Source organism: Gammaproteobacteria bacterium (assembly GCA_028819075.1).
Classification (GTDB): domain Bacteria; phylum Gemmatimonadota; class Gemmatimonadetes; order Longimicrobiales; family Gaopeijiaceae; genus BD2-11.
Genome location: JAPPMM010000065.1, coordinates 261,591 through 282,125 on the forward strand (window position 1 = coordinate 261,591; position 20,535 = coordinate 282,125).

Sequence of the window (20,535 nt, forward strand, 5' to 3'; positions counted from 1 at the left end):
ACCCCACCCCAGCCATGGAGCTCGACGACAACGTGACGACCATCGTGGATTCCGCCCTATCCCTCCCCCTTCTCCACCGCGGCAAGGTGCGGGACGTCTACGAGGCGGGCCCCGACACCCTGTTCATGGTGGCGAGCGACCGCGTGAGCGCCTTCGACGTGGTCCTGCCCCAGCCCGTGCCCCACAAGGGCGAAGTGCTCACCCAGCTGACCGCGTGGTGGCTGGCGCGCTTCTCCGCCCGCTCGCCGGTGCCGGGCGCCGAGGGGGGCATCGACCACCACCTGCTCGCCGTGCGGCGGGACGAGATCATCGACCGTGTCCCCGAACTGGCGCACAGCGTCGACAGCTGGGCGCGCCGGGCGATGCTGGTGCGCCGCACCCGGCCGATCCTGGTCGAGTGCATCGTGCGCGGCTACATCACCGGGTCGGCCTGGCGGGAATACCGCCGGAGCGGGACGCTCGCCGGCGAGCCCCTTGCCCCGGGCATGATCGAGAGCGACCGCATGGAGCCGCCCATCTTCTCCCCCTCGACCAAGGCACACGAGGGCCACGACGAGAACATCACCTACGACCAGGTGGTGGAGCTGCTGGGCGCGTCCATGGCGGAGACCCTGCGCGACCTCTCGCTCGGCATCTACAGCGCCGGATCGGAGACCGCGCGCCAGCGGGGGATCATCCTCGCGGACACCAAGTTCGAGTTCGGGATGGACTCGGATGGCCGGCTCCTCCTCATCGACGAGGTGCTGACCCCCGACTCCTCGCGCTTCTGGCCCGCCGAGCACTACGCGACCGGCCGCGGACAGCCCTCCCTCGACAAGCAGCCCGTGCGCGACTACCTCGCTCACGAAACGGCCTGGAACAAGATGCCGCCCCCGCCCGACCTCCCCGACCGCATCGTGGAGGAGTCGACGGCCCGCTACCTGGACATCTTCCAGCGGCTGGTGGGCGTGCCGCTGTCCGAGTACAGGGGCCCCAGCTTCGGATGAAGACGATCCCGTGATCCGCAAGCGCGCGCGCCGCAGGCGGCTCCAGAGGGGCATCATCATCATCCCCTCCGCCTTCACCCTGGGCAACGTCTTCTTCGGCGTGTTCGCCATGGTGATGGCGTCGCGGGGCGCGTACGAATGGGCCGCCTGGTTCATCGTGTTCGCGGGCATCCTCGACACCTTCGACGGCGGCCTGGCGCGCTTCACGCGCACGGGCTCGCGCTTCGGCGCCGAGCTCGACTCCCTGGCCGACGCGGTCAGCTTCGGCGTAGCCCCGGCGATGGTCATGTACCAGCTCTACTGGGCCGACGGCTCCTGGAGCTGGCTGCTCTCCTACCTCTTCGTGACCGCGGTCGTGGTCCGCCTGGCGCGCTTCAACGTGGAGCAGGGGGGAGAGGCGAAACGCTCGTTCCACGGGCTGCCGTCACCGGCTGCGGGGATGATGCTGGCGACATCCTACCCCTTCACCCAGACGGCATTCTTCGAGGCGTATCTGAGCACCCTTCCGTGGACCCAGATCATGGGCATCCTCATGGTGCTGCTCTCCGCGCTGATGCTGAGCCACGTCCCCTACGCGCGCATGCCCCGGGTCGGGCTGCGCACCCCCAGAACCCGCATCAACAGCGCCATCGTCGTGGCCACCATCGTCACCGCGATCGCCGTCCCCCGCTACTACTTCTTCCCGGTCCTGTTCGGGTACGCCGTCTGGGGTCTTCTGAAGTCGGTGGTGATCGGCTTCCTCGACCGGATTCCCGAGCGCGATCCTCTCCTGGAAGTGGATGAGGATGAGGATGACGACGAGCCTGAAGACGAGGAAGAAGCCCGGCCGCTCGACTACGGCGGCCTCGGACCCCGCTACCGCCCCGGCAGGCGCAATCGGCTCGCCCGACGCCGGCGGACCAACCCCCGCGACGACAACGGCACGGAGGACACAACTTGAGCGCCTACGCCATCGAAATCCGCGTGACCCCCCGCCGCGGGCTGCTGGACCCGCAGGGGAAGGCCATCCAGCACGCCCTGGACTCCCTGGGCTTCGCCGGGGTCGGGGAGGTGCGCGCCGGCAAGCTGCTCGTGATCGAGCTCGAAGCCGACTCGCCGGACGAGGCCGCCGCCCGGGCCACCCGGATGTGCGAGAAACTGCTCGCGAACCCCGTGACCGAGGATTTCGCCATCGAAGTCGGACGCAACGCCGCACAGCCGGAGGCGGCGACGTGAGAGCGGTGGTGGTGACCTTCCCTGGGTCCAACTGCGACTACGACTGCCTGCAGGTGCTGCGCAAGGTGATGGGGGTCGACACCCGCTTCATCTGGCATCGCGAGCACGAGCTGGGCGACCCCGACCTGGTGGTGCTTCCAGGCGGCTTTTCCTACGGCGACTACCTGCGCGCCGGCGCCATCGCACGCTTCAGCCCCATCGTGGAGGCGGTGAAGCGCTACGCCGGGCGCGGCGGGATCGTGCTCGGCATCTGCAACGGCTTCCAGATCCTGTGCGAGGCCGGGCTGCTCCCGGGCGCCCTCAAACGCAACGAATCGCTGAAGTTCCGGAGCCACGACGTGCACGTGCGCGTCGAGACCACGAACACCGCCTTCACCCGCGCGTACCGCCCCGGCCAGGTCCTGCGCATTCCGATCGCGCACGCCGAAGGCAACTACATCGCCGACCCGGCCACCCTCGAGCGCCTCGAGGCGGAGGGGCGCGTCGTCTTCCGCTACACCACGCGCGAAGGAGCACGCGGCGACGGCGGCAACCCGAACGGCTCCGCCAACGACATCGCCGGGATCGTGAACGCCGCGGGGAACGTGCTCGGGCTCATGCCCCATCCCGAGCGGGCGGCGGAAGGCGTACTGGGCTCGACCGACGGGCTGGGCATGTTCGAGTCGCTGGTCGCTCATTGCGCGCGCGAGAGGGTGGCATGATCGGGCCCGCGAGCGGCGGGAACGGCAGCGGACCGGCCGCGCCGGAGCCGCGTCCCGGAGATCCGGAGATCACGGCGGAACTCGTCGCCGACCACGGTCTAACGCCCGAGGAATACGACAAGATCGTCGGGCACCTCGGGCGCACCCCCACCTTCACCGAACTCGGCGTCTTCTCGGCGATGTGGTCGGAGCACTGCGGGTACAAGAACTCAAAGCGCCTGCTCCGGCTCCTGCCCACCGAGGCCCCCTGGGTCATCCAGGGCCCGGGCGAGAACGCGGGGGTGATCGACATCGGCGACGGATACGCGCTCGCCTTCAAGATCGAGTCGCACAACCATCCGTCCGCCGTCGAGCCGTACCAGGGCGCGGCCACGGGAATCGGGGGGATCCTGCGCGACGTTTTCACGATGGGGGCCCGGCCGGTCGCGGTGCTCGACTCGCTGCACTTCGGAGACCTGGACTCGAGCCGCGTGCGCTACCTCTTCGACGGCGTCGTGCGCGGAGCCGGCGACTACGGCAACTGCGTGGGCATCCCCAACCTCGGCGGCGAGGCCTATTTCGACCGCGGCTACGAGGGCAATCCCATCATCAACGTGATGTGCCTGGGCATCATGAAGCGGGAACAGCTCATCCGCGGCGAGGCCCACGGGGAAGGCAACACGCTGATGGCGGTGGGCGCGCGCACCGGGCGCGACGGCATCCACGGGGCCACCTTCGCCAGCGAGGAGCTGGGCGAGGACTCCGACGCCAGCCGGCCCCAGGTGCAGGTGGGCGACCCCTTCACCGAGAAGCTCCTGCTCGAGGCAAGCCTGGAGCTGATCCGGAGCGGCCACATCGTGGGCATCCAGGACATGGGCGCGGCCGGCATCACCTCCAGCGCCGCGGAGATGGCCGGCCGTTCCGGCAGCGGGGTCGTGATCGACACCGCGCTGGTGCCGGTGCGCGAGCCGGGGATGACGCCGTACGAGATCCTGCTCTCGGAGAGCCAGGAGCGCATGATGGTGGTCGTGCACAGGGGCCGGGAAGAGGAGGTCCGGCAGATCCTGGCCAAGTGGGAGCTGGAGGCGGCGGAGGTCGGCCAGGTCACCTCCGATGGACGCTTCCGCATCCTGGAGGACGGCCGCCCGGTCGCCGACATTCCCGCCCTGCCCCTCACCGAGGGGTGCCCGACCTACGAGCGCGAGGGCATCGAGGGCGAAGAGGTGCGCGAGCTGAGGGAGATGGACCTGGCGCCCTATGCGGGCGGCGAGGGCGACCGCACCGCCGACTTCCTCCGCCTGCTGGCCTCTCCCAACCTGGCCTCCCGCCGCTGGATCCACGACCAGTACGACACCACCGTGCGCACGGCGAGCGTGATCCAGCCGGGAGGGGACGCGGGCGTCCTGCGCGTGCGCGGCACCCGGCGCGGCATCGCGGTCACCACCGACTGCAGCGGCCGCTACACCTACCTGGAGCCCGGCACCGGAGCCCGCATCGCCGTGGCTGAGGCCGCGCGCAACCTGGCGTGCGCGGGGGCGTTGCCCATGGCGGTGACCAACAACCTCAACTTCGGCAACCCGCTCAAGCCGCACATCTACCATCAGCTGCGGGAGGCCGTGCTGGGCATGGTCGAGGCGTGCGCGCTCTTCGAGACCCCGGTCACCGGCGGCAACGTCTCGCTCTACAACGAGACCAGCGGCACGCCCATCTACCCCACGCCCGTCATCGGCATGGTCGGCATCATCGAGGACCTGGAGCGGGTGACGCGACACGCGTTCCGGGACGAGGGCGACGTCATCGTGCTGCTCGGGCGCAACACCGACGAGCTGGGCGCCTCCGAGTACCTGTACGCGATGCACGGCATCGTGGGCGGCAAGCCCCCGCGGGTGGACCTGCTGGCGGAACGCGTGCTCCAGCAGGCGCTGCTGGCCATGATCGGCGAGGGGCTGCTGCGCTCGGCGCACGATTGTTCGGAGGGCGGCCTGGTGTGCGCGCTCGCCGAGAGCGCGCTGCACGAGGGCGAAGACCCGGTCGGCATCCGCGTGCGACTGGCGGACCCGCTGCCCTCGACTGCACTATTCTTTGGAGAGGCGCAGGGGCGCGTGGTGGTTTCGTGCGATCCCGCGAGCCTCGGTCGGGTGCGGCGGCTGGCCGATCGGTACGGCGTGCCCTGCACGAAGATCGGCACGGTAGGAGCGATCGGCGCAAGTTTCGTCGTGGAGAGCGCGGACGCGCGCATCGAGGCGGACATCAGGGAGGTGGGTGCGGTGTACTTCGGGGCTCTGCCGGAGCGCATGGACGCGCAGTAGCAAGGGATAGTATTCCGTGGACGAACCACGCCCGGCATGCGAGCGGCGATGCATCCACGAACTGCGGGCGCCCGGAGGCGGCACATGAGGGACGGACAGTACACGCTTCCACTGGCCGGCAAGGCCGAGCCGCAGTCCCGCCCCCTGGGCCCGGCGGACATCCCCGGCTCGCTGCTGGACGGACGCCCGCGCGAAGAGTGCGGCATTTTCGCGGTCAGCGGCATCGAAAACGCCGCGGAACTCGTCTTTCTCGGTCTCTACGCGCTCCAGCACCGGGGACAGGAATCCGCCGGCATCTACTCCATCGACCGGGCCGGGCGCGCGAGCGTGACCAAGGGCCTCGGGCTCGTCTCCGATGTCTTCGACGCGGAAAAGCTGAGCGCCCTTCCGGGCGGCACCTCGGTCGGCCACGTGCGCTACTCCACCGCCGGAGGCAGCCTGCAGGAGAACGCCCAGCCCATTGTGGCGCGCTACGCGAACGGCCCGCTCGCGATCGCGCACAACGGCAACCTCACCAATGCCCTCGACATGAAGGACCGGCTGGTGGAAGAGGGCGCCCTCTTCCAGACCTCGAGCGACTCCGAGGTCATCGTGCATCTCATGGCGCGCTCGCGGCACCGCGACGTGGCGCAGCAGGTGGACGACGCCCTGGCTCATCTGGAAGGCGCCTTCTCGCTCGTGATCGCGGTGGGAGATGCCCTCTACGCCGTGCGCGATCCGCACGGGTTCCGCCCCCTCCTGCTGGGACGAAAGGACAACGGCTACGTGCTGGCGTCGGAGTCGTGCGCCTTCGACATCGTCAATGCCGAGTACGTGCGCGACGTCGAGCCGGGCGAACTGCTGCGCGTTCGCGGGGGCAGGGTCGAGAAGCTGCGCAGCCTGCGCGCCGCGGCCCGTCCGTCGCCGTGCATCTTCGAGCTGGTCTACTTCGCCCGTCCCGACTCGCGCATCTGGGGAGCCAGCGTAGACCGCTCCCGGCGGGCCTTCGGGCGCCAGCTCGCGCGAGAGCATCCCGTCGAGGGGGATGCGGTGGTGGCGGTCCCGGACAGTGCGAATTCAGCGGCGCTGGGATACTCCGAGGAGACCGGCATACCCTTCGAGCTCGGCCTCCTGCGCAACCACTACGTGGGCCGCACCTTCATCCGCCCCTCGCAGGCGGATCGCGATTTCGGAGCCCGCATCAAATACAACCCGGTGCGCGAGGTACTGGAAGGACGCCGCATCGTGCTCGTGGACGACTCCATCGTGCGCGGCACCACCAGCCGCAGCCTGGTGCGTTTCGTGCGGGGCGCGGGCGCGGCGGAAGTGCATCTGCGCATCGCCAGCCCCCCGGTGCGCAACCCCTGCTTCTACGGCATCGACATGCCCAGCAAGGAAGAGCTGATGGGGTCCGGGCACACCGTGGAGGAGATCCGCGAGGAGCTCGGGCTGGATTCGCTGGGCTACATCTCGCTGGAGGGGATGACGAAGGCCGTAGAGGAGTTCGGTCCCTTCTGCGACGCCTGCTTCTCGGGGCACTACACCGCGCCGCTGGTGGACATTGAACGCCAGTTGGACAACTCGCTTCTGGCCCTCGCGCGCTGAGGGGGCGTCCGGGGGCGTCACACTTCGGAGCGCCCGGCCAAGCGTCGGGGAGGGTCCGGTCAGCCGCCGGGAGGCACCACCACTTCCGCCGTGTAGATGAGGTCGCCGAGCGGCGAGTTGTCGCCGTTGGCGGAGTTGCCGGTCACGTGGAACACCACCGGCGACGGTTCCCCGGGCGCCACCCACTCGAAGCTCCAGCTGGCAACATCTCCGGGACCGAGTTGGCTCCCCGCAACCGTGTGGTTGATGTAGTCGACGCCGTCCTCGCTGCGTACGACCGTGCGCCCGTCCAGGGGCGCCAGCCGTCCTGCCGGCGTGCCCGTCCGCTCGCCCTCATTGAAGCGCGCGGCGGCCTGGAAGCCCGCACTGCCCATCCCCTCCCCTTCCACGATCACGGTGACCACGTAGACCGCGCCCGGCGTGAAGGAGGCGGGAATGCCGTCGAGCAGAAGTGCGCCGCCCAGTGCGTTCAGCTCAAGGTCCAGATGGCACTCGATGCAGGTGAGTTCGCCGAAGCCGCCGGTGCGCGCGAGGGGCGGGCCGTCGGCGTGGGGGATGGGGGCGCGCGGGGCAGCGGCGGGGGCTCCGCCGGCGCCGGAGACGCCCACCCCGGCAACCACACCGGCGAGGAGCCACCGGTTGGGAATACGCAGATTACGCATTTTACGCAAAATACGTAAAACGCGACCGGCCGGGCCGATCCCGCTGTCGACCCGGCCGATCCGTCCGGCGTCCCGCAGCCCGCGGACGCCTAGCGGTCCGTGGATGAATCCGCGCGAGCACCGAGAGCGGCGAGGCGCCGCGCTGGCAAGGCGCTTTGAAGGCCGAATAGCAGGGCTATTGGGCCGAAGAGCAACGCAGAGCGAAGCGATCCAGCGCGGATGCATCGCCGCTCGAATGCCGGGCGGAGTTCGTCCACGGGCTGCTAAAAGCTGACCGGCCTCGAAGGCGGCAGCACCGCCCGGCCGATGGTGTTCGTGTCGGCCCCGAACCAGACCACGTTGGTGTCGGCGTCGTAGTACATGTGGCGGATGGTCCCGCCCCCACTCTCGACCGCCACCGAGCTGATGTACTCCTCTGTGCGCGTGTCGAAGCCCACGAACATGTTGGGCTGGACGCCGGTCTCGACGAACCAGACCCGGTCGTCGTTGTCGATGGCCACGCCGTAGGGGCGCGCATCGCCACCGCTCGGGTTGGCCCACTCGGTGACCTCGCCGGTGGCCGGGTCGACCCGGCCCAGGAAGCCGCGCGCATAGTCCACGTACCACGCGATGTCGTTGGAGTCGATCACCATCCGCCGGGGGCGCGCGCCCTCCGGAAGCTCGTAGTAGGTGGGTTCGAAGCTCTCGGGGTCGACCATGACCAGCATGTTGGTACCGAAGAGGGTCGCCCAGGGCCGGTCGCGGGAGTCCATCTTGAGGCCGTAGGGCCGGGTCGACCCGCCGCGCGCGCCGGGATTGTTCGGCATCTCGACCAGCCGCACTTCCCCGCTCTCCTTCCAGAACTTGCCCACGAAGTTGCCGCCCTGGACGGTGAACCAGAGGTCGCCGGCGGCGTCGAAGGCGAAGGTGTGCGGGTCGCGGGCGCGCTCGTCGGGCATGGCGAAGATCTCGATGTCGCCCGTCCCGGGGTCGAGGCGGCCGAGGTTGCCCACCAGGTTGCCGGTATACCAGACCATGCCGTCGTCGGCCACCACCACGGTGTGCGGGCCGGCGCCGTCGGGCAGGTCGAACTTCTCCATCTCGCCGGTCTCGGGGTCGAGGACCGCGGCGTAGTGGGACCGCTGGCCGGCGAACCAGACGCGGCCGTCGGGGGCCACGTACGGATCACGGGGCCGGCTCTGCTCCCACGGCACCACCCACTCCTCCAGGGTCGGGTCGTTCTCTTGAGCAAACCCGCTGACAGGGGCCGCCAGCAACATCAGGGACACCGCTACCATCGCACTGCAAAGGGATTTCATGACTCGGCCCTCCCGCCGGGTTTCGGAGATGTTCTGCACACGTTGAGATGCTTCGGACTACAGCTTTAATCGAAGGTTCGGGTGGGGACGGGGCAAGGAGGTGGGGCGTGTGCGTTTCCCATCCATTCCGCACTCGTGCCGTGCTCGTGCCACACGTCACTTCGCCCACGCAAACGCCCCGCCTCGCCCACGTCCTTCGCTTTGCAAGGACACATGGCGTTCATCCGGCGTTGAAGCGGGTCGCTGCGGTTTCTATCTTGCGGAGATGGAGGGGTGGCAGAGCGGCTAATTGCACCGGTCTTGAAAACCGGCGGGTCTTTACCCACGTGGGTTCGAATCCCACCCCCTCCGCTCGCGAGCAGCGCTCGCGCCGGAGAGGGTGTTATTCGAACCCAAGGTTGAGCCTCGGTTGCGAATCCCACCCCGGTCGCGCTCGTCCGAGGGTCGCCGGGATCCATCATGGACTGCGGACGGTAGGACGCGGGAAGCGGCATTGCGCGCTTTAGGCGACGAAGTTCCCGTCGGGCGGACGGCGATCGCATGGCGACGCGGCTGTCTGGGCGGCTACTCACCAGCACTTCAAGAAGGCGGTGCAACCGTGGCGATCCTGCGATCCATTCCTCGCGTGGCGATTCTTCTTGCCGTGACGGCGTCACCTGGTGTCGGTCAGGTCCTCGAGGGGCCGGAGGGACCCGTCGAAATCATCGGGCTGGAGCGTTGGACTCCGCAGGGGTTGCTCGATGCGATCCGGGAGACGGCGCCCGGCCAACCCTTGAGCGCCTGCGCGGCCACCATGAGGTTCGAACTCGGCTTCGCCGATGCCGGCGTGTTCGGCTATCTCCAGTCGACTACATCCAGGTCCGAACGATACACGGTCATTATCGGCATCGAAGACCGGGCTCGAGTCCGGTACCGACCCGAGGGAAGCGAGAGCATCGACCTGCCGGAATCGTGGCAAGCCCTGGCGTCCGTAGCCGATGAAGACATCGGGACTCTGGGCATGGCCCGGGAATTGTTCGATCTGCGAAATGACCCGGAAACCGCGCGGAAGTTTGCCACGCTCTTCGGCGCTGACCTGACCTCCATCGAGCGCGTCTGGGAACTGATCGCGGACAGAGACAGCGAGCAGGATCGGCTTCTGGCCCACAGGCTACTCGCCAACGCCGACTCGTGGTCATCGCGCGCAATCGCGGCGACGCTCCTCGTCAACTTCGGCGAACACGACGCGGTCTGGCACGACCTGCTTTCGGCGACAATCGATCCCATCGGGCAGGTGTCCGGCGCGGCAACATCCGTGCTCGGGAGCCTGGCTCAGATGGAGCGTAGCCGACCCGTCCAGTGGGATGCGGCGCGTGAACCGATTGCGGCGGTGCTCGATGGCACCAATCCGTTCGCCTTCAAGACGGTGATCGAAGTCCTGGCCGCTACCGGGATCGAACCCGCGTTCGGGAAGCAGCTCATCCGCGAAGCACCCGACCTCCTGCTCGCGCATGTCGGCGCGCAGCACGAGATCACGCGCCAACCCGCGATCGACCTCCTGAAGGCCGTGAGCGGTGAAGACTTCGGCGCCGATTCCGAAGCCTGGGCGGAATGGCTCGAGGGTTCGCTGGACGATTCCTGATGGATCGACCGGTCCGTCGAAACGCCTCCTGACGGGCTGACGATCGGCCGGACGATTCCTCACCAGTTGAGTGACCTGCCCGACCGGTCGCCGCGCCATGGTAGTTCACCGGGGTCCAAACGCTTAACCCTCGGAACAACGAGGACCGGGCGCGAGACAACCCGATCCGCGGGCTCGGAGTCAGTAGCGAGTGTACCCTTGCGAAAACGACCGTCGCGGCAATCAAGGGGTCGACCCTCGCGTGAATAGCTTGGAGAAGGAGGCAACGTCAATGAGAGTTCCAGATCGGTCTTCGGTTTTCGCGCGCACCCTCCAACTCCGCAGGCGACGCATCGCCGTGCTCGGCACGTTGCTGGTGATTGGAGCCGGCGCCTCGTGCATGAGCGCCACCGCTCTCAGGCACGAGGCGATCGCGATGGATGATGCCGTCGCGCTCGATGTCTCGCCGCGCGTCATCCCGTCGTCGGTGAAGGCCCATCTGGCGGACGGATCCACGGTCCTGTTCCCGGAAGGCGTCACCATCGAGGAGGCGTGGGTCACCGGCAACGGAGACCGTTACGATATTCGTCTCAGTCCGGTCGGCTCCGTTTCCGAAATCGCGCGGGACAGTGTCGCCGCGCTGGAACGCTTCCGTACCGTGATCGATGGAGACAAGACGATCGCCTACAATGCACTGAGCACGCTGTTCGGGCTCGCGGCGGGGGCTGTAGCCCTGCTGATTGCAAGATGAACTCCCGGGAGGCGAGAATGGCGCACCTTCAACACCGATTCATCCGTGCGGGTATCGTTTGCCTGCTGATGTCGGCCTGCATTCCCTACTATGGGCCGCAGGTCAGCGAGTTGGCGCCCGCTACCCGTCCCGCGGGCATCGCTTCGGTTCTCGATGTGGGAGGCGACCCCATGCAGGCAGAGGTTCTGGCTGTGGAGGACGACGCACTGATCGTCCTGGTCGACCGGGTTCCGCAGCACGGCATGGCCGGAAGGCTGGCGCGGATTCCCTTCACCGGCATCCGGACCGCCGAATTCGCAAATGCCGACGGCTTCGACTACAGCGCCTGGACGTTTCTCTTCAGCCTCGGACCACCCAGACCCCCCGAGGCCCGTTCCCTGGTGCTCGATGAAGTCAGCCTGGACCCGGAAACCCACGAACGCCTGCGACTCCTGGCCCGCTATCCCCAGGGCCTCGACGCCGGACTTCTCGCTCGCCTCGAGGGTGTCTACGGAGAGATGGAGACTCTCGACGGCGGCTGACGCTATCTCTCCACGCTCATCCCCAGGATCAGCCGCTCCTTCCTGAACAGGTCGATGCCCTGATGCGCGATGTAGAGGTTGAGGGGCTCATCCGAGACGGCGCGCACGTGTGAGAGCTGGACGTTCACGCCCCAGGAGGCGTTCAGCACGAGTTCCGAGCCGTCCTGGTTCAGCACCCCGAGACCGAACGAGGTGACGGGACTGATCCACCAGCTGTCGCGCTGGTAGAGCCAGGGCGGCCGGTACTGGAGGTTGGCGGCCACCAGCCAGCTGGGTTTCCCCTGCCCGAGGGAAAGCGACGCTTCCGGGACGAAGTTGAACGCCGTCAGGTGATCGCTCGGGCCCCAGTCCGCGGCAACGCCGAAGATCCACTGGGTGTGAGGTCCTCCCAGGACGCCCGTGTAGGGGCGCAGTTCGCGGGCCGGAAAGCCGAGCGCGGGATCGAGGCGGCTGTCACCGAAGACCTGCTCCCGGAAGCCGGTTTCGGGCTCGACTGGTTCAGGGTCAAACTCGAATTCGGGGTCAAACTCGAATCCGGGCGCGGGCTCGATCTCGGGTTCGATGGGTGCCGGCTCGGGTCCGGTCAACGGAGGCGCCACCTCGGGCTCAACCGGCATCACAGGCGCATCGGGTGGCTCGACCTCGACGGGGATGGCCGCTTCGGCGCGGGCGGTCTCCTCCATCCTTCGCTCCATCTCGTCCAGGCGCGCGTCCACCCGTTCCGCCAGGCGGTCCTCCATCTCCGCCAGGTCGTCCCGGCCGAAGTCCGGACGGCGGGGACCGCTGCCGCCTCCCACAAGGATCTTCAGGCCGGCAGACATCTGCCAGTTATGGACGAGGTCACGGGGATCCCTGACGTCTTCGAAGTCCACGGCAGCGGCATCGAGGTCAGGCCTCGACATGATGTAGTCGCGCGCGGCCGCCGTCAGCCGCAGGTGCCGGCCCAGTCCAAGATCGAGGCCCCCTCCAACGATCAGCGTCGTGCGGTCGGCGGGGATGCTTCCCCCATGCGAAGCCAGCTCCGGGCCGAACTCCATCCTCCCCGCGCCGGCCAGCAGATGGGGCGAGAACAGCGCGAGGCCACCCAGCGTGAACTGCGCTTCCCCGCCGTACCCCCTGATCCCGTCCTCCCATGCGTGGCGGTCATCGACGCCCCGCCAGTAGAAGCCGCGCAGCCCCACGGAAGGCCCGAGTTCGAAGCCGGCGCGGAAGCCGGCAATGGCCTGATCGTCGATGCCGAAGGCTGGATCGAAGGCCTGTGCGCCGCCGAATGGCTCGAACAGCACCGCGGCACTGGACGATGGGGATCGGAATCGGCGGTCACCGGCCCGATACCGATCCGACCATGAGGGGTAGTCGGGCTCGCCGAGCTGCAGCATCAGCCCCACACGCAGGGCCAGATTCCGGCGCAGGGCGCCCGCACCCGGATCCTCGCGAAGCGCCGCATCCCCCACGGACACGGGTGCGGCCAGCTCCAGCGGATCCAGATAGTACCTGCTGCGCTCCACCATCACTTCGCCTTCGAACAGATCCAGCACCCGCGTCCGCAGTCCCGCTCCGTACCTGAGCTGGACGCGCTGGATGTCGCTGCCCGCCTCTGGCCGGAACCGCAGGATGCCCGCTCCGCCCATCATCACCGGCACCAGCGAGCCCCTGGCGAGCCCGATGGACACCTCGGCTCCCCAGGAATCCATGTCCAGTTGCTGATCGGCCGGGGGCGTCCGCATGCCGGCCGTGAACGGCAGGCCGGACAGGTGGGTCGAGCGGGAGTCGCTCTTCCGGTAGAAGGCCGTAAGGTCCACATGCTCTCCGAACCCGAGTCCCGCGGAGCCGCCCAGGGAGCGCGCCTTGCCGAGGCCGAGCGACTCGTCCCACTCGGTCCAGGTGACGGAGGGACGAAGGTTGTAGCGAAGTTGCTGAGCCGCGAGAGGCGCGGCCGCGGATGCGAGGGCGCCCGCGAGCAATCCGGCGAGGAGCAGGCTGCGGGATGCCGGATGTCCCGCGTACAATGAAACGGACTTTCTAACTGTACCTGGTATAGTCACTGCGACTATCCTCCTCATATTGGTTGCCGGGCTCGCGTGCACGGGCTCGCGTACGTTTCGCCAACCCGAAGGTTTCGGCCTCGGGCAGCCGGTCGTCATGGCGTGCGACGGTGCGCGCGAAACGCATCGCCATCCCATGCCTTAAGCGTTTGGAGCCGCAAGAAGTACCATGGATCGATGCGCCTGGTCACAGCCGATGGCTGGTTCCTGGCGAGAACGCGTGGCAGCCACCGTCACTACTGGCATCCGGTCAAGCCGGGAGCCGTAACCATTGCAGGTAGAATGAGCAAGGACTTGGCCCCCGGAACCTGGAAGAGTATTCTCAGACAGGCCGGACTCGACAAGGAGAAGCACCGTGACATACGCAATCGTCATTGAGCGCACCCTCAACGGCTACTCCGCCTACGTTCCGGACCTGCCCGGTTGTGTTGCCGCCGGGGACTCCCAGGAGGAAACCGAGAAGCTGATAAGCGAGGCGGTCGCTTACCACCTGGAGTCGCTGCGAGAACGCGGGAATCCGATTCCGGAACCACAGACGGCAGTGAGGTTGGTTGAGGTGCCTTCCGCGTCATAGGAACGATGCGGCAGAGGTCGGACGTTCGGTTCGTTCTTTGGATCCTGCCTGGAAGGCACGTCCAGGCGGCTAGCGAGGCCTCCCCAGCGGTCTTCCATCCAGCTCCCATGCCGGGTCGATCTCGATACCCAGGTGGTCCAGCGCCGTTACGGCCAAGTCCACGATGAAGGCCGGTCCGGGCGGTGGCCAGGTGGCGGTGGCAGGGCCGTTCGCCAGGATGAAGATGATCATCTCCTCGGGTGAATCTCCACCGTGGCTGCCGTCCGCGAGCCTGCCGTGGTCGGTGCTGACGAGCACCAGCCAGTCCTCGTTCTCGTAGCCGGGCCGGGCCCGGACCGCGTCGATGAGCATGCCCACATGCCGGTCGGCCAGCGCGATCGCGTCCCGGTACTCCGTGCCGATAGAGCCGTGTTCGTGGCTGGTTTCGTCGGCATTGCCGAGGTAGACGAACATGGCGTCGGGATCGGCGGTGGCGAGATGGCCGACCGCTTGCGCGGTGAGTTCGGCGTCGGCCTCGGCCCAGCCCAGGTCGTAGCCGTTCAGCACGACGCGGGTGTCGAGGGAGGCCGGAAGCACGGGACCGCCGCCGTCAAGCTCGGCCAGCGACAGCCCGTCCACATCGACCAGCGGCAGCCAGTCCAGCGCGGCGAAGGTGTTCAACTCCGGATGCTGCCGCTCCAAGCGCGTGAGAAAGCTCGGCCAGCGATCGTAGTCGCGGCCGGTGAAGTTGTTGTTCGTGACCCCGTGCTTTTCGGGCCACACCCCGGTGAGCATCGACGACCACGACGGGCCGCTGACGGACGGTGTGGTCGTGCGCGCTTCCGCCGTATACCACCCGCCCGCCGCGAGGGCGTCCATGTTGGGGGTCGGCACCTCCGCCAGCACGTCCGGCCGCACGCCGTCGATGCCGATGAGGAGGACCTTGGGGGTGGTCTGGGCGGTGGCCGCGTTCGGGGAGGCGGCGCAGAGGAGCGCGGCCGCGAGCGCAAGGCCACGGAGAAGCGCAACCGCGCGCGATGCCCGGAAGGGCCTCACGAAACCCGATCCAACCCTCCGGCGGCATCTGGCCCTCTCGACGTGGCTGACAGGCGGGTTAACCACCGCGGTCATCGCTCGCTCACCAGGTCCACAAGTCGCTCCAGGCAGATCTTCCATCCCTCTTCGTGCCCATCCCTGTCCTTCGGCGTGGGAAACCCCTCATGGGAAAGCCGGATCTCGGTCCCCCCCCCTGCCGGTACGAATTCCACCGCCACCAACGTCTCCGCTCTCATCGGGTGCGGTTCCCGCCAGCCCCAGGTGTAGGCGAGTCGACGTGGCGGGTCGATCTCCCGGTAGGTGCCGTGGGCCGTGACGTGACCCTCGTCGACCTCCAGCCGGATCGAATATCGCCCGCCCATGCGCAGATCGACATCCACCTCTACGCCCGCGGTCGGGTCGGGGTGCGTCCAGCGCTCCATCATCCCGCTGCTTGTCCAAGCTTCGAAGACCTGGTCGGGGGTCGCGGCCGCGGTGCGGACCTGGCGCAGTGCGTTTGCTTCGGCCTTCATGAGATGTTGTCCGGCAGCCCCTACCGCAGAAAAACGCTCTTGGGGATGAACCCCGAGACGACCTGCGTGATGTCCACCACTTCGTTGATGCGGAAGTCAACCGCGATGCTCGCCAGCGAGAGCGCCTTCGCAGGCGTGAGCCCCCTTTCTTCGACGAGGAAATCGACGACGGCCCGGACGGCGTGTCGCGTGGCGCGATTCAGGTCGATGTCGATGCCCATCAGGATGTAGTGCTCGTCGTTCTCGGCCATCGGCCACTCGATGGACCGGTCCTTGTGCACCGAGAGGCGGAAGGTGCCCGTGAGCGACTGCTCGATGGCCGTGCCGCTCACCTCCCCGTCGCCCTGCGCGCCGTGCGGGTCGCCCACGTAGAAGAGGCCTCCGGGGTGGAAGACGGGCAAGTACAGGGTCGTGCCGGTCTTCAGGTGCTTCACGTCCAGATTGCCCCCGAACGCGCCGGGCGGTGTCGACCCCTGGACGCCGGGCGTGGTCACGCCGGGCTGACCCATCACGGGATCCTCGGGCGCCACGGCCATGACGCCCATGAACGGTTCGAGCGGCACGTGGATGTCGTCGGCGAGGAACGCGACCTCAACGCCGTCCGCCATGCCCGTGTGAATCACGTGGCGGCCGCTCTCCGGCGGGATGTCCAGCGCCGGGTCACCCTCCCGGAAGCCGGGATACGACGTCGAGAACACGCCGCTGCGCGCGCCCGTGCTGTTGATGCCCCAGTTCGCGCGCGTCTCGACGGAGAGAATCTCGATCGCCAGCACATCCCCCGGCTCCGCGCCCTCGACATGGATGGGGCCGGTGATGAGGTGGCCGCCGCCCACATCGCGAGGCCGCCCGTCGCGCGACGCCCAGAAGTCCAGCACGTCCTGGTGGACCTCCTCGCGCGGGATGCCGAGGCCGGTGAGGAAGTCGGCCGGGTTTTCGTCCTGGGTCGCTCCCGCGGAGGTCAGCGTGTTGACGCGCACGGTCTCTCCGGACTGCACCCGCAGCACCGGTTCCTTGTCGATCGGAAACCAGCCCCAGGTCACGTTGTCCGGGGTCGAGGGAACGAAGTGGTCGGCCTCGACGGGCTGGGTGGTGGCGGCATCGGAACTGCCGGCCGCTGCGTTGCTCGCGGCGTCGTCCGCGGGCGCGACACAGGCGGCGGCCAGAGTCAGAAACTCAAGAGCCACAAGCTGCGGTATCCAATGGTTTTTCATGGGCACATGATGCGACATTTCGGATTCCTCCTGGTTCGACCGACGCAGCCGGGGTGCAGCCGCTCTCGCGGCGTTCGGGCCCTGGTATCGCAGACTCAAGTTAGGAGGACAATCGCTTTCCCGCAGTGGCGGTCCACCATCGAAGCCGTTACATCGACAAGTCTTAGGACATTCCTGCCGGGAAGTCCTGAAGGCACCTGCGCCAGAATTGCGGCACCGGAGCGGCGGGGATGTAGAGGAAGCAAGAGATGACTACTCTGATCGAGCGGGTGCGGAAGCCGAAACCGGGCAGGGCGCTGCGGAATGCAGACAGCGTTCTCTTGACCTGCGTCGCCGTCCTGCTCGCCACGACGCAAGCGACGGCCCAGCTTCCGGTCGTCGACCTCTCCGACAGGCCCGTGGAGACGCTGATCCCACCAGAGTTCGAGGGCGGGTTTTTCAATCGTATTGGAGCGATGGTGATCCGGGACGACGGCCTGTGGGTGCTTGATGCGGGCCAGAGGAGAGTGTTCCGGTTCGACACCGAAGGTCGCCTTGTCGTCGCCTTCGGGCGGCAGGGAAACGGCCCGGGCGAGCTGCTCTGGCCCAGCGCGATGCGCGTCGATTCGGTGGTTACGATACCCGATATGCGGCAGGTGCGCGTGAGTCTATTCACCCTTGACGGCGAGCATCTGGAGACTCGGCGCGTGAGCGGCCCGGTCGTGCCTTCGGGCGGATTGGCGGTCCTGCGAAACGGCGTCACGGTCTATGCCGCGGCTGCAAGCTACACAATGAGTTCCAGTGGCGTCGGGGGCGATCCGTATGTTCATGTGACCGTGGGGTTCGCCGGGTCCAGCCGGTCTGATACGATCGCGAGTCTGCACGCCAGCAGTGTAATGTGGCAGGCGGCGGGCACGATGTCGCTGTTCAGGACGGGCTTCGGCGCCGCCGGCGCCTGGACGACCATGGGTGACAGCGCGATCGTGGTGGCGGACGGAATCACGGGCACGATTTCGGTCTTCACGGTGCCCGACCCGCCGGAGATGGAGGCCGATACCCCGCAGCTCTCGGTGGACTCGGTCGCGATGGGCATCGCGGGGCGTCCGGTGACCGGGGCGGACCGGGAGCGGGTCGAGGCCGACTTTCGGAGGGATAATCCGAGCGTTCGAGGGCGGGTGACCTTCGAAGGTTGGCCGAGTCATTGGTCGGTGGCCACCAGTCTGCTGGTTTCGGACGACGGCAAGGTGTGGGCACAGGGGGCGGTCCATGGGGACGAGCGCCAGCACTGGACCGAAGTAGACCTCCAGGGACCCCTTCGCCGACAAGTCATTCTTCCCGAGCGCTTCTCCCTTCGCGCGATCGCAGGCGGGAAGCTCCACGGAGTCGCCAGAGACGAACTGGACGTTCAGCGCGTGGCGATTCTGGCACGCCCGTGACGGACCTTCGGAAGGAGCTGCGGCGCTTGCAGTTCCGGCAGGCAGACTGACGGCCGTAGCGCCACCATAGTTCTCGGGCGCTCAATCGGCTCGCATCCCCTCCAGGAGTGTCGAGGTGGTCTGCCGGATCAGTCCATCGACGTCCACCGCAGTGAGGATCTGCCCCTCGATCAGCAGTGACGCCAAACCATGCACGGCACCCCATGCCACGTAGGCCTGCAAGTGGGGATCCTGTCGCTTGATGGTTCCGCCCTGCTGGTGTGTCTGGACGATGCGCACGAGTTCGTCGAACAATGCGTTCGCGGCCTCGCGGAGCTCGGGTCGGTCCTCGCGGGTGATCGCTTCCTTACCGTACATCAGGCGATAGTGCCCCGGGTTCTCGAGCGCGAACCGCACGTACTCCTCGCCGACCCGCCGGAGCCGCCCGATCCTTGCGCCCGAGGCTCCCGCAGCCACTGCCTCCAGGCGGTCTCGAAGGCGGTCGAAACCGGCGGCGGCGACCGCAACCAGGAGCGCGGACTTGTCCGCGAAGTGGCGATAGGGTGCGGACCGCGATACGCCCAGGCGCCGCCCGATCGCGCGCATCGTCACACTCGAGGTCCCTCCCTCGTCGATCATCGCGGCGGCTTCCGCGAGCAGTGCCGCCCGCAGGTCTCCGTGGTGATACGCGCTGCCGTCGAGGGTCATGCCAAAAGGTGACCGCGTCGAAGGTGATCGGCAATGTTGACATCGTCAACGTCACGGGTTATGTTGACGCCGTCAACAGGCCCGAATCGACCACTCAAAGGAGGAACTGCCACATGTCCGTTAACGAGCAGATTTCCGGATTCCTGAAGGCAGGCCTGGAGCAGGGGCTGCCTCGAGAGCGACTCAAGGAGGTGCTTCACGAGGCCGGTTGGCCGCCAGATCAGGTTCGACGCGCCCTGGGCGGCTTCGCCGATGTTGCGTTTCCGATCCCCGTCCCCCGCCCCGCACCCTACCTGTCCGCTCGGGAGGCCTTCGTCTATCTCGTTCTCTTCGGCACGCTGTACACCAGCGCGGTCAGCCTGGGGAGCCTCATCTTCGCGTTCATCCATCAGGCATTTCCCGATCCTGCCCTGGATCCTGGAGCCGCGCTGGAGGCGGCGCGAGAGGAGATACGGTGGTCGATCTCCTTCCTCGTCGCGACGTTCCCCGTCTTCGCCTTCGTCTTCTGGACGAATGATCGCGCTGTCCGCAAAGACCCGGGTCGACGGCTTTCGCGAGTTCGGCAGTCGCTGACGTACCTGTCACTGTTCCTGGGTGCAGCCACCCTCATCGGCGTGGTCACAAGCATCGTCTACAACCTGCTCGGCGGCGAGTTGACGGTCCGGTTCACCCTCAAGGTCCTCACTGTCGGCGCGATCACCGGCTTGTTGTTCGGGTACTTCCTGCGCGACGTGCGCAAGGAGGAGGTGGCAGCATGAACCTCTCGCCGCGATCCATCGCGCTGGCGGCCTCGGCAACGGCCGTCGTGGCGGCGGTGGCGTTCGGGCTGGTACTCCTTGGATCTCCCGCGCAGGAGCGCGAGCGCCGGATCGACGCTCGGCGCGTTGCGGACCTGCACGGAATCGCGGCGGCCAGCAACCTCTACTGGTCTCGACATTCGCGGCTGCCGGCGTCCCTGGACGATCTGACGGCCGCCCCCGGCTTGAGGGTCAACACCCGCGATCCCGTGAGCTCGGAGATCTACGGATACGCGGCGCTCGACAGCTTGCGCTACGAGGTGTGCGCAACCTTCGATGGGGAGTCCCGTTCCGGGCCCGGAGAGCCGGCCACAGTCCCCCCGGCCGTTCAGATGAGCTGCCAGGGCTGCCATGCGGCGGCGAGGATCCGGGTCGACGGTCCGGTCACCGGGCAGTTCAATCCCCGGGACCTGCGGACACACGGCAGCGGACGGCAGTGCTTTGAACTGCAGGTGCGGTGAGGCGGGGGCGGGAGCGGGGCTCCCAACCCGGAACGACCCGGCGCTGGAGGGTGTCCGGTATGTGTACACAGATCAAGTCGGACTTCAGCGGACCGAGGAGGCGATGGGAAAGACGATGATCACCGGCGCGCACACCATCATCTATGGACGCCCCCGTGACGCAAGCGTTCTGGAGAACCGGTCGAGCGGGCG

21 protein-coding genes and 1 tRNA gene are annotated in these 20,535 nt (G+C 67.7%); 15 read left to right on the forward strand and 7 right to left on the reverse strand.

Translation table 11 applies throughout. The annotated features are described in order from the left end of the window. Positions 1 to 32: 32 nt before the first annotated feature. The 6 genes from OXU32_17975 to purF all read left to right on the forward strand — a co-directional run bounded on the left by OXU32_17975 (position 33) and on the right by purF (position 6,774). The gene (locus OXU32_17975; GenBank protein ID MDE0075844.1) at positions 33 to 986 is read left to right on the forward strand and encodes a phosphoribosylaminoimidazolesuccinocarboxamide synthase; all 954 of its coding nucleotides are present in this window, start codon (positions 33 to 35) and stop codon (positions 984 to 986) included. A 10-nt stretch (positions 987 to 996) separates the two neighbouring features. Then, entirely contained in the window at positions 997 to 1,926 is a 930-nt protein-coding gene (pssA, locus tag OXU32_17980) for a CDP-diacylglycerol--serine O-phosphatidyltransferase (GenBank protein MDE0075845.1), read from the forward strand. Continuing rightward, a complete protein-coding gene (purS, locus tag OXU32_17985; protein ID MDE0075846.1) occupies positions 1,923 to 2,201 on the forward strand; it encodes a phosphoribosylformylglycinamidine synthase subunit PurS in 279 nt (92 codons plus the stop codon). The genes pssA and purS overlap by 4 nt, the downstream gene beginning before the upstream one ends. Then, on the forward strand, positions 2,198 to 2,902 hold the full coding sequence (purQ, locus tag OXU32_17990) for a phosphoribosylformylglycinamidine synthase subunit PurQ (protein ID MDE0075847.1): 705 nt from the start codon (positions 2,198 to 2,200) through the stop codon (positions 2,900 to 2,902). Before purS ends, purQ begins: the two co-directional genes overlap by 4 nt. Next, positions 2,899 to 5,190 (forward strand): phosphoribosylformylglycinamidine synthase subunit PurL, encoded by a 2,292-nt coding sequence (gene purL / locus OXU32_17995; GenBank protein ID MDE0075848.1) that lies wholly within the window; start codon positions 2,899 to 2,901, stop codon positions 5,188 to 5,190. The genes purQ and purL overlap by 4 nt, the downstream gene beginning before the upstream one ends. An 84-nt stretch (positions 5,191 to 5,274) precedes the next feature. After that, the gene (gene purF, locus OXU32_18000; GenBank protein ID MDE0075849.1) at positions 5,275 to 6,774 is read left to right on the forward strand and encodes an amidophosphoribosyltransferase; all 1,500 of its coding nucleotides are present in this window, start codon (positions 5,275 to 5,277) and stop codon (positions 6,772 to 6,774) included. Positions 6,775 to 6,833: 59 nt separating this feature from the next. On the opposite strand, the gene OXU32_18005 is transcribed toward purF, so the two are convergent. Together OXU32_18005 and OXU32_18010 are read right to left on the reverse strand one after the other, a co-directional pair. After that, positions 6,834 to 7,436: a hypothetical protein gene (locus OXU32_18005; protein ID MDE0075850.1), complete on the reverse strand. Its 603-nt coding sequence runs from the start codon at positions 7,434 to 7,436 to the stop codon at positions 6,834 to 6,836. A gap of 263 nt (positions 7,437 to 7,699) precedes the next feature. Continuing rightward, entirely contained in the window at positions 7,700 to 8,734 is a 1,035-nt protein-coding gene (locus OXU32_18010; GenBank protein MDE0075851.1) for a lyase, read from the reverse strand. A 267-nt stretch (positions 8,735 to 9,001) separates the two neighbouring features. On the opposite strand from OXU32_18010, the gene OXU32_18015 reads away from it, so the two are divergent. From OXU32_18015 to OXU32_18030, 4 genes are all read left to right on the forward strand, one after another. After that, positions 9,002 to 9,085 (forward strand) — tRNA-Ser (locus tag OXU32_18015). Between the two features lie 247 nt (positions 9,086 to 9,332). Continuing rightward, the gene (locus tag OXU32_18020) at positions 9,333 to 10,355 is read left to right on the forward strand and encodes a hypothetical protein (protein ID MDE0075852.1); all 1,023 of its coding nucleotides are present in this window, start codon (positions 9,333 to 9,335) and stop codon (positions 10,353 to 10,355) included. A 337-nt stretch (positions 10,356 to 10,692) separates the two neighbouring features. Next, complete coding sequence (locus tag OXU32_18025; protein MDE0075853.1) at positions 10,693 to 11,085, forward strand: hypothetical protein; 393 nt, start codon at positions 10,693 to 10,695, stop codon at positions 11,083 to 11,085. A gap of 17 nt (positions 11,086 to 11,102) precedes the next feature. Then, positions 11,103 to 11,606, forward strand: coding sequence for a hypothetical protein (locus OXU32_18030; protein ID MDE0075854.1), 504 nt, complete (start codon positions 11,103 to 11,105; stop codon positions 11,604 to 11,606). Positions 11,607 to 11,608: 2 nt separating this feature from the next. Here the strand turns inward: OXU32_18030 and OXU32_18035 are convergent, their stop codons facing one another. After that, entirely contained in the window at positions 11,609 to 13,615 is a 2,007-nt protein-coding gene (locus OXU32_18035; protein ID MDE0075855.1) for a procyclic acidic repetitive family protein, read from the reverse strand. A 213-nt stretch (positions 13,616 to 13,828) separates the two neighbouring features. On the opposite strand from OXU32_18035, the gene OXU32_18040 reads away from it, so the two are divergent. Continuing rightward, positions 13,829 to 14,029, forward strand: a complete 201-nt coding sequence (locus OXU32_18040; protein MDE0075856.1) for a type II toxin-antitoxin system HicA family toxin — start codon at positions 13,829 to 13,831, stop codon at positions 14,027 to 14,029. Then, positions 14,007 to 14,225 carry a type II toxin-antitoxin system HicB family antitoxin gene (locus tag OXU32_18045; GenBank protein MDE0075857.1) on the forward strand — a complete coding sequence of 73 codons (219 nt, stop codon included), beginning with the start codon at positions 14,007 to 14,009 and terminating at the stop codon, positions 14,223 to 14,225. The genes OXU32_18040 and OXU32_18045 overlap by 23 nt, the downstream gene beginning before the upstream one ends. Positions 14,226 to 14,294: 69 nt before the next feature. On the opposite strand, the gene OXU32_18050 is transcribed toward OXU32_18045, so the two are convergent. The 3 genes from OXU32_18050 to OXU32_18060 form a co-directional block, all read right to left on the reverse strand. Then, on the reverse strand, positions 14,295 to 15,260 hold the full coding sequence (locus OXU32_18050) for an alkaline phosphatase family protein (GenBank protein ID MDE0075858.1): 966 nt from the start codon (positions 15,258 to 15,260) through the stop codon (positions 14,295 to 14,297). 71 nt (positions 15,261 to 15,331) lie between these two features. After that, positions 15,332 to 15,772 carry an SRPBCC family protein gene (locus tag OXU32_18055; protein MDE0075859.1) on the reverse strand — a complete coding sequence of 147 codons (441 nt, stop codon included), beginning with the start codon at positions 15,770 to 15,772 and terminating at the stop codon, positions 15,332 to 15,334. A gap of 20 nt (positions 15,773 to 15,792) precedes the next feature. Then, positions 15,793 to 16,983, reverse strand: coding sequence for an acetamidase/formamidase family protein (locus OXU32_18060; GenBank protein MDE0075860.1), 1,191 nt, complete (start codon positions 16,981 to 16,983; stop codon positions 15,793 to 15,795). A 248-nt stretch (positions 16,984 to 17,231) separates the two neighbouring features. Here OXU32_18060 and OXU32_18065 point away from each other — a divergent pair, with 248 nt between their 5' ends. Continuing rightward, positions 17,232 to 18,398: a 6-bladed beta-propeller gene (locus OXU32_18065; GenBank protein MDE0075861.1), complete on the forward strand. Its 1,167-nt coding sequence runs from the start codon at positions 17,232 to 17,234 to the stop codon at positions 18,396 to 18,398. 81 nt (positions 18,399 to 18,479) lie between these two features. Here the strand turns inward: OXU32_18065 and OXU32_18070 are convergent, their stop codons facing one another. Continuing rightward, on the reverse strand, positions 18,480 to 19,085 hold the full coding sequence (locus OXU32_18070) for a TetR/AcrR family transcriptional regulator (GenBank protein ID MDE0075862.1): 606 nt from the start codon (positions 19,083 to 19,085) through the stop codon (positions 18,480 to 18,482). Positions 19,086 to 19,093: 8 nt separating this feature from the next. Here OXU32_18070 and OXU32_18075 point away from each other — a divergent pair, with 8 nt between their 5' ends. Next, complete coding sequence (locus OXU32_18075; protein MDE0075863.1) at positions 19,094 to 19,843, forward strand: DUF5671 domain-containing protein; 750 nt, start codon at positions 19,094 to 19,096, stop codon at positions 19,841 to 19,843. Beyond that, the gene (locus OXU32_18080; protein ID MDE0075864.1) at positions 19,840 to 20,343 is read left to right on the forward strand and encodes a hypothetical protein; all 504 of its coding nucleotides are present in this window, start codon (positions 19,840 to 19,842) and stop codon (positions 20,341 to 20,343) included. The genes OXU32_18075 and OXU32_18080 overlap by 4 nt, the downstream gene beginning before the upstream one ends. Positions 20,344 to 20,535 lie beyond the last annotated feature (192 nt).

Excerpts from the sequence above, each read along its gene's own strand:
- purL (MDE0075848.1), top strand. The coding sequence starts at position 2,899 with ATGATCGGGCCCGCGAGCGGCGGGAACGGCAGCGGACCGGCCGCGCCG.
- purF (MDE0075849.1), top strand. The coding sequence starts at position 5,275 with ATGAGGGACGGACAGTACACGCTTCCACTGGCCGGCAAGGCCGAGCCG.
- OXU32_18005 (MDE0075850.1), bottom strand. The coding sequence starts at position 7,436 with ATGCGTAATCTGCGTATTCCCAACCGGTGGCTCCTCGCCGGTGTGGTT.
- OXU32_18010 (MDE0075851.1), bottom strand. The coding sequence starts at position 8,734 with ATGAAATCCCTTTGCAGTGCGATGGTAGCGGTGTCCCTGATGTTGCTG.
- OXU32_18030 (MDE0075854.1), top strand. The coding sequence starts at position 11,103 with ATGGCGCACCTTCAACACCGATTCATCCGTGCGGGTATCGTTTGCCTG.
- OXU32_18040 (MDE0075856.1), top strand. The coding sequence starts at position 13,829 with ATGCGCCTGGTCACAGCCGATGGCTGGTTCCTGGCGAGAACGCGTGGC.
- OXU32_18055 (MDE0075859.1), bottom strand. The coding sequence starts at position 15,772 with ATGAAGGCCGAAGCAAACGCACTGCGCCAGGTCCGCACCGCGGCCGCG.
- OXU32_18060 (MDE0075860.1), bottom strand. The coding sequence starts at position 16,983 with ATGAAAAACCATTGGATACCGCAGCTTGTGGCTCTTGAGTTTCTGACT.
- OXU32_18065 (MDE0075861.1), top strand. The coding sequence starts at position 17,232 with ATGACTACTCTGATCGAGCGGGTGCGGAAGCCGAAACCGGGCAGGGCG.
- OXU32_18070 (MDE0075862.1), bottom strand. The coding sequence starts at position 19,085 with ATGACCCTCGACGGCAGCGCGTATCACCACGGAGACCTGCGGGCGGCA.
- OXU32_18080 (MDE0075864.1), top strand. The coding sequence starts at position 19,840 with ATGAACCTCTCGCCGCGATCCATCGCGCTGGCGGCCTCGGCAACGGCC.